Origin of the sequence: Pseudomonas sp. KK4, from assembly GCF_001984065.1 — a bacterium.
In the GTDB taxonomy this organism is placed as follows: Bacteria; Pseudomonadota; Gammaproteobacteria; order Pseudomonadales; family Pseudomonadaceae; genus Aquipseudomonas.
This window is the reverse complement of record NZ_LYVP01000065.1, coordinates 23,729-30,055: the sequence shown is the minus strand read 5'-3', so window position 1 is coordinate 30,055 and position 6,327 is coordinate 23,729. Positions and strand designations below refer to the sequence as shown.

The window sequence follows — 6,327 nt, the reverse complement described above, 5'->3', positions numbered from 1 at the left end:
TGTGTTGGCTGACACGCCGCCATCGCGGGCAAGCCTCGCTCCTGCAGGGGGGCGTTGAGAACTGGAGTTCACTGGAACTCCCGCAGCCCTCCAGCCCTCTACCGTACGAATCCCCCCTACCGGAGCCTGCCATGCGCGAAGACCTCACACCGCCCGACCTCGATGCGTGGCAGCGCGTGTTCGATGACGAGGCGTACTGGCAACAATCCCCCGACGCTCATTACATGGAGCTGCTGCGGCTGGCCGATGATTTGCTGGGGCAGGGCGCCATTGATCTCGATCAGTGGCAGGACCTGAAGGCCAGGGCAGAGCTCTCCCACAAGGATTCCCCGGCGATCAATGTTGCCCGGGAAGTCGATGATCCCGAGGCCTGAGGAGACTGAACATGAAACGCACACCGGACACCCGTCACCCCGACGAGCCACGGCCGCCAGGCGAAGTCGAACGCGATAATGACGCGTTGCGCCCCACCGATCCGACCCGGCGCAAGGACAGCGGCAAGGGCACGGCCAGCGGCGAATCGACCGCGCAAGAAACTGCGAAGCGTTCCTGATCAGCGTCTATGCTCAACGGCACGCTCGGCGTTGAAGCGGTTTTCAACGCCGTTTGTCGCCATTGATCACAGGGAAAGTCTGTCTATGAAACGTCACGCACTCGCCAAGGCCGTTACCCTCGTTACCTTGCTGTCCGCCGCCAGCCTCAGCGCTGTCGCTGCCGATATTCCGCTGTCTGCCGTGGTGGAAGCCGACCAGGTCACCACCAAAGTGATTTCCGTGGATGCGGCCAATCATCAGGTGGTTCTGGAAGGGCCGGAAGGTCGGCAGGTGCATGTACAACTGACCGAAAAGGCCAAGAACCTCGACAATCTCAAGGCCGGCGATCGGGTGGATATCAAGGTCACCCGTTCCGTGGCGGCCTATCTGGATACCGATGTCGACAAGGGCTTGCCGGGCACTACCGAGCGCACCGGTGAAGTCCGCGCGGCGCCGGGCAGTGCCAACCCCGGTGGCGAGGCGTACCGCCAGGTTCAGGTGCAGTTGAAGATCACCGCCATTGATGTGAAGAACAATCGGGTGACCTTTGAGAACCCTAAAGGCCAGTCGAAAACCGTCGACATTGAAAGGCCGGAAGTACAAGCCAAACTCAAGGATTTAAAAGTGGGACAAAGCGTTTATGTCACCTATACCGACATTCTGACGGTGACCAGCAAACACGGAAGTTGAATGGGGTTTTACCGAGTGATTAATTCTGTACAATTTTTTGTATAGGAATGAAGTTTGTTGTTTGCTGCTCGGTAAGTTTCAGCCGATGCAATGGATAATATTGTATCGGCAAATTTCATATTTCAGGCGCGGACAACAACAGCGACTTCAACTAAAATACGTCCCGTTCGCCCAGTGTTACGGCTCTTTACCAGTGCATGGATTGCCGAGGCCACTGCACTGGGCGAACACCATTGCGCAATAGGTGAGTATTTTCAGCCGCTTCACGGACAAAAAAGGGTGATCATTCGATCACCCTTTTTAGTGCCCGTTAATTGTGTCGGTGCTGCCCGACAAGGGCTTTAATCAGTTTTTGGTTTGCGCCAGTCATCTGCCCCGGAAGTCTGTGCAACCACATGGTCCCAGCTGATTTTACTGTAGCTGAAATGCACATCTTGCAACTGGGCCATAGGCGCGGTCGCCGAACCCTGGGAATGCTGCATGTAATCCTTAATCTTCACGACTCTCGCGTCTTCGAGGGTGGTGGTGTAGTAGTGCTCCTCTTCGGTATAGGCGTCATTGCGGTACCACCTGATCTCGACCTCGGTAAGCTCCTCACCCGAGCACAGAGCCTCGAGCAGTATGGGTGAGGATTTGTCGAACACTTTGGTGATCACTACTGGGTGGTGGATGCGCATCCCTGTTGGCGCACCGGATTGAGGGTCATATGGACGGGTCACTTCATGGCTGAATGCCTGAACCTTGACTTCGTCTTTGTGCTCATCCTGATAGCCGTTGCCGAGGGAGGGGGCAGTGGAAGCGCCTTTGGTCATCACGCCCGATTTCTTGCCGGTGACCTTCATATACACGGGTGTAGACATGGATACTGTCCTTGTTAACGTCAAGTGAGGTTCCCCTGCTGGGGGCCTGACGCCTAACAAGGTCCGTGCCACGAACGTCAACGCCTGAAAAACCAGCGTGTCGAGTCAATTGCGGCAAGTTCGCATCGCAAAAATCCCCGAGTTCTGCGTGGAAGGCTGCGCGATAAAGGGCAGCTTTTTGCGCACCCCCATCCAAGTAACCTTGCAGGGCACAGTTTGCTCTCCAACGAGGGTCGACTCCCGCGTTCAGCGTGCAATTTTTTGCGCATCCCGTCCCATTACAGGTCTTTGCTAATCAGCGAGCGAGTTAAAACATTGCTCGATCGACCGCCGCTGCGTCTCGGCATACAGCCCCAACTCGTCAATGGCCGGGCGCCCCAGCGCCTTTTCAAACGCTTGCTGATTGGAGTGCACGCCGTAATGGGTTTGCGCGGCGTCTCCCAGGTTTGACTGAAAAATCCCCGCCGCACTGACCGGCAGGAAATCCTCGTACACCAACGGCTCGACCCGCAGGTAGCCACCGCTGACCAGTTCCTCCAGCGGCAGGGTTTTCAGCTCGGGCGCCGCCAGGCCTTTTTCCGTCACGAAATAGCGAAAGTACGCCAGTTCCTGTTGGCGCATGGCTTCATAGGTGTCGGGAAATTCGCTGAAATGCTGCGCCATCAAATCGTTATAGCGAGCGGCATTGGCTTCGTTGGGGAAGTCCTTCAGTTCGTCGCGGGCGGCATTGAGCAGGCGGTCGTATAGCGCCCGGCCTTTAGGGGTAAGGGCGGCGCCGCGTTGTTCGATCTCGCCGAAACGGGCGCTGTGGCTGCCGGCCGTATCCGCCTGATCGGTGAACGCCACGGGTTCGTCGAGCGCCTTGAAACTGGTCTGGCGCAGCAGGATCGGACACTGACGGCGCGGCGGGCCTTCGATCACGGCTTTAGGGGTGATGCCATGCACCGGCATCTGTGCCTGGACGATGTCGATGTCCAGGGTGCGCGGCGTCAGGTGATTGATGTGCGGGCCCTTGAAGGCCACTACATCGGCGATCAGGCGATGTTGGGCGCTCAGGGTCTGGTACTGCTCGGCAGTGACGGTGGCGCGGTGGTGCCAGCGGAAGGTTTCCAGCGCCTGCTTGACGAACTCGTCGGCCTCCGGTTCGCTGAGGCCGCCCTGGGTTTCGGCACGCGCGATCAGGGTCAGCGCGGCCGGGGTGAAGATCGAACGCTTGTCCAGCACCGACTGGGCAAACGCTCGCAGTTGCGGGTCTTCGATCAGTTCCAGGCGCAGCAGTGAGGTGAAGACGCGGAACGGGCTGATTTGCAGTGAGGTTTCATGCACCGCGCGAAACGCCGTGGAATGCACCGGCACGCCGGCCGGGGTCAGGTCGTAGTAGCCCACCGGCTGCATGCCCATCACCGCGAACAGGCGGGCGAGGGTGGCCAGTTCGGCGGCGGTACCGACGCGGATCGCACCATGGCGCTCCAGGTCCAGGCGTTCGATCTCCCCGGTGCTGTTCAACTGACGGGCAATGCGCGGATCGCTGGCCAGCACCTGGCGATTGGTCTGCTCCACCAACTCCATCAGCGCGCCGTACAGCGGCACCTCTTCGCGGTACATGTCGGACATCGCTTTGGAAAAGCGTTGACGGATCAGGTCGGGGCTGACGACGTTCGGATGAGTCATGAACAGGTTCCTGGCGCGGTGACGTGAAGGATGGGAGAAAAGATCGCAGCCTTCGGCAGCGCCGACAAACGAAGTTTCTGACGGACTTCATTCTGCAAAGGACTGCAAGCTCAATGCAGCCGTTGATCCTGCGGGCTCTCCGAGCGTAGCGATGCCAAAAACTCCCGATACAACCGCGCCGAACCGGCCGGTGCTTCGACCATCGGCATGTGGCCGATGCCTTCCCAGATCTCCACCCGCAGATCGGCAATGCCCTTGCTCCACACGGCCACGCTGCTGACGTCGATCAGCCGATCCTTGCGCCCCCACAACAACAGCGCCGGTGCGGTGATGGTCGGCAATTGCGGTTCCATCGGCGGGCTGGCGCGAAAATCGCGGAAGATTTCTTCCAGTTCATCCCGCGACTGCTCGTAGCGATGGGCGATAGCGTCCAGCACCACCCGTGGTACCCAGGGTGGATCGGCCATGGTCATGGCATAGAAGTGTTTGAATGCTTCCCGCGAGTCGATCAGGAAGGGGTTGTGGCCCTTGGCCAAATGGCGTTCCAGGTCGCTGGGCTCGGGAGCGGTGACGCCCGCCGGGTCGAACAGGGCGACCGAGACGATGCGCTCCGGGTAGTGGGCCGCCATCCAGGCCGCGATCCAGCCGCCCATCGAGTTGCCGATCACATGGACTTTCTCGACCCCGCACACATCCAGCATCTGAATCATGCGTTTGGCCTGCAACGGGATGTCATAGCCGCCGCCGGCCTTGAAGCCGGTTTCACCGTGGCCGGCGATGTCGGGGATGATCACCCGGTAATTGCCGACGAAATGTCGGGCAAACCGCAGCCAGATATTCTTGTCGGCACTGAAGCCGTGAAGCATCAGCACATTGCTGGAGGCCTCGTACGGGCCGCCTTGCCAGGTCGAGACGGTCATCTCGTTGATCGGCACGATGAGCTTGTGCAGTTTGTACAACCTGGCCTCGGCAGCCACGCTCAGGTCATACAGCCAATAGCCGACGGCCGGGTAGCTCAACCAGCACCAGGCCGCAAAAACCGCGATAGCGACAACCAGTAAAAGCATCAGGCGCCTTCCTTCTGACGGATCAGGACAAAATGTGATCGGCGGGTTTGAGGGCTCGGGTCAGCCGATAAAAGCTGAAACTGAACCCCGGAAACATGGCAACCACATGACCGCTCTTGCTTTGATACCAACTGTGGCAGCCTCCGGACTTCCACACCGTGCGTTCCATTTCTCTATGGATCATTTCAGTGTAGGTACGTTCTGCCTCGGGGCGAACTTCGATACTGCGCAGACCCTGTGCTTTTAGGGTGCCGATGCAATCGAGGATGTAGTTCATCTGCGATTCGATGATGAACAGCGCCGAAGTGTGGCCGATTCCGGTGTTGGGGCCGGTAACGATGAACAGGTTGGGAAAGTCCGGCAGGCTGGTGCCGAGGTAGGCGCGGGGGTAGTGGGCCCAGACATCGCGCAGTTGCGTGCCGTTTTTGCCGCTGACCGGGTAGGAAATCACCCCGTCGGTGGCGTCGTAACCGGTGGACCAGACGATCAGGTCCAGATCGATATGTTGCCCGTCCTGCATGACGATGCCGGTTTCGTCGATTTCCCTGATGCCTTGTTCCCGGCTGTGCAGGCTCACATTCTGTCGTGCCAGGGCCGGGTACAGCGTGCTGGACAGAATGATCCGTTTGCAGCCGATGGTGTAGTCCGGTGTCAGTTTTCGCCGCAGTTCGGCGTCGGCTACCTGACGTTTGATGAAGCGCAGAGCCTGATGCTGGACCATGCGCACCGCCGGCTTCGAGTATTTGAAGGCAATCACCCGGGTTTCGAACTGCCAGTAGATCATCCAGCGCAGCAGTTTATAGGCGGGGGTCAACCCCAACAGCCAACGCTGGAAACGGCCGAAGGTGCGATCGGCCCGGGGCAATACCCAGTGCGGGGTGCGCTGGAACACATGCAGGTGTTCCACCTCTGGGGCGATGGCCGGAATCACCTGGGCCGCACTGGCGCCGCTGCCGACGATGGCCACGCGTTTTTGCCGGTAATCGTAGGAATGGTCCCAGTTATTGGTGTGAAAGGTCTTGCCCAGGAAGCGTTCCTGGCCAGGGAAGTGCGGCACCACCGGTTGGCTCAGGGGGCCGGTGGCATTGATCAGGAACTGCGCATGAAAGGTGCCTTTTGTGCTGTGCACGGCCCAGCGCTTGCCGACATTGTCCCATTGCACCCGTTCGACATTGGCTTGCAGTTCGACCCGCTCACGCAGGCCGAAATGCTCCACCACATGGCGGGTGTAGCGGTGCAGTTCAGCCTGTTCGGCGAACATCTGCGTCCAGCGGTACGGGGCGAAGGACAGCGAATACAGCGGCGAGGGCACGTCGACCGCTGCACCCGGATAGGTGTTCTGGCACCAGGTGCCGCCGAAAAAATCCCGGCGCTCCAGCAGCCGAAAGTCGGTGATGCCAGCCTTGAGCAGGTTTACCGCAGCGCACTGGCCGCCGAAACCGCTGCCGATGATCAATACTTCGAAGGTGTGCATGGGTGTCCTGTGCGTGATGGGCCTGGCTCTTA

General features: G+C 59.5%; 7 protein-coding genes. 3 read left to right on the top strand and 4 right to left on the bottom strand.

The features are described from left to right. Window positions 1-131: 131 nt before the first annotated feature. The 3 genes from B0W55_RS19885 (at window position 132) to B0W55_RS19880 (ending at window position 1,223) form a co-directional block, all read left to right on the top strand. Window positions 132-374: a hypothetical protein gene (locus tag B0W55_RS19885; RefSeq protein ID WP_077047624.1), complete on the top strand. Its 243-nt coding sequence runs from the start codon at window positions 132-134 to the stop codon at window positions 372-374. A gap of 11 nt (window positions 375-385) precedes the next feature. Beyond that, window positions 386-553 carry a hypothetical protein gene (locus tag B0W55_RS30830; RefSeq protein WP_175645526.1) on the top strand — a complete coding sequence of 56 codons (168 nt, stop codon included), beginning with the start codon at window positions 386-388 and terminating at the stop codon, window positions 551-553. Window positions 554-638: 85 nt separating this feature from the next. Then, the gene (locus B0W55_RS19880; RefSeq protein WP_077047623.1) at window positions 639-1,223 is read left to right on the top strand and encodes a hypothetical protein; all 585 of its coding nucleotides are present in this window, start codon (window positions 639-641) and stop codon (window positions 1,221-1,223) included. Window positions 1,224-1,564: 341 nt separating this feature from the next. Here the strand turns inward: B0W55_RS19880 and B0W55_RS19875 are convergent, their stop codons facing one another. From B0W55_RS19875 to B0W55_RS19860, 4 genes are all read right to left on the bottom strand, one after another. Then, window positions 1,565-2,083: an Hcp family type VI secretion system effector gene (locus B0W55_RS19875; protein ID WP_077047622.1), complete on the bottom strand. Its 519-nt coding sequence runs from the start codon at window positions 2,081-2,083 to the stop codon at window positions 1,565-1,567. Between the two features lie 291 nt (window positions 2,084-2,374). Continuing rightward, complete coding sequence (locus B0W55_RS19870; protein WP_077047621.1) at window positions 2,375-3,754, bottom strand: VOC family protein; 1,380 nt, start codon at window positions 3,752-3,754, stop codon at window positions 2,375-2,377. Window positions 3,755-3,864: 110 nt separating this feature from the next. Continuing rightward, window positions 3,865-4,821, bottom strand: coding sequence for an alpha/beta fold hydrolase (locus B0W55_RS19865; RefSeq protein WP_077047620.1), 957 nt, complete (start codon window positions 4,819-4,821; stop codon window positions 3,865-3,867). A 22-nt stretch (window positions 4,822-4,843) separates the two neighbouring features. Beyond that, entirely contained in the window at window positions 4,844-6,295 is a 1,452-nt protein-coding gene (locus tag B0W55_RS19860; protein WP_077047619.1) for an NAD(P)/FAD-dependent oxidoreductase, read from the bottom strand. Between the last annotated feature and the right edge of the window lie 32 nt (window positions 6,296-6,327).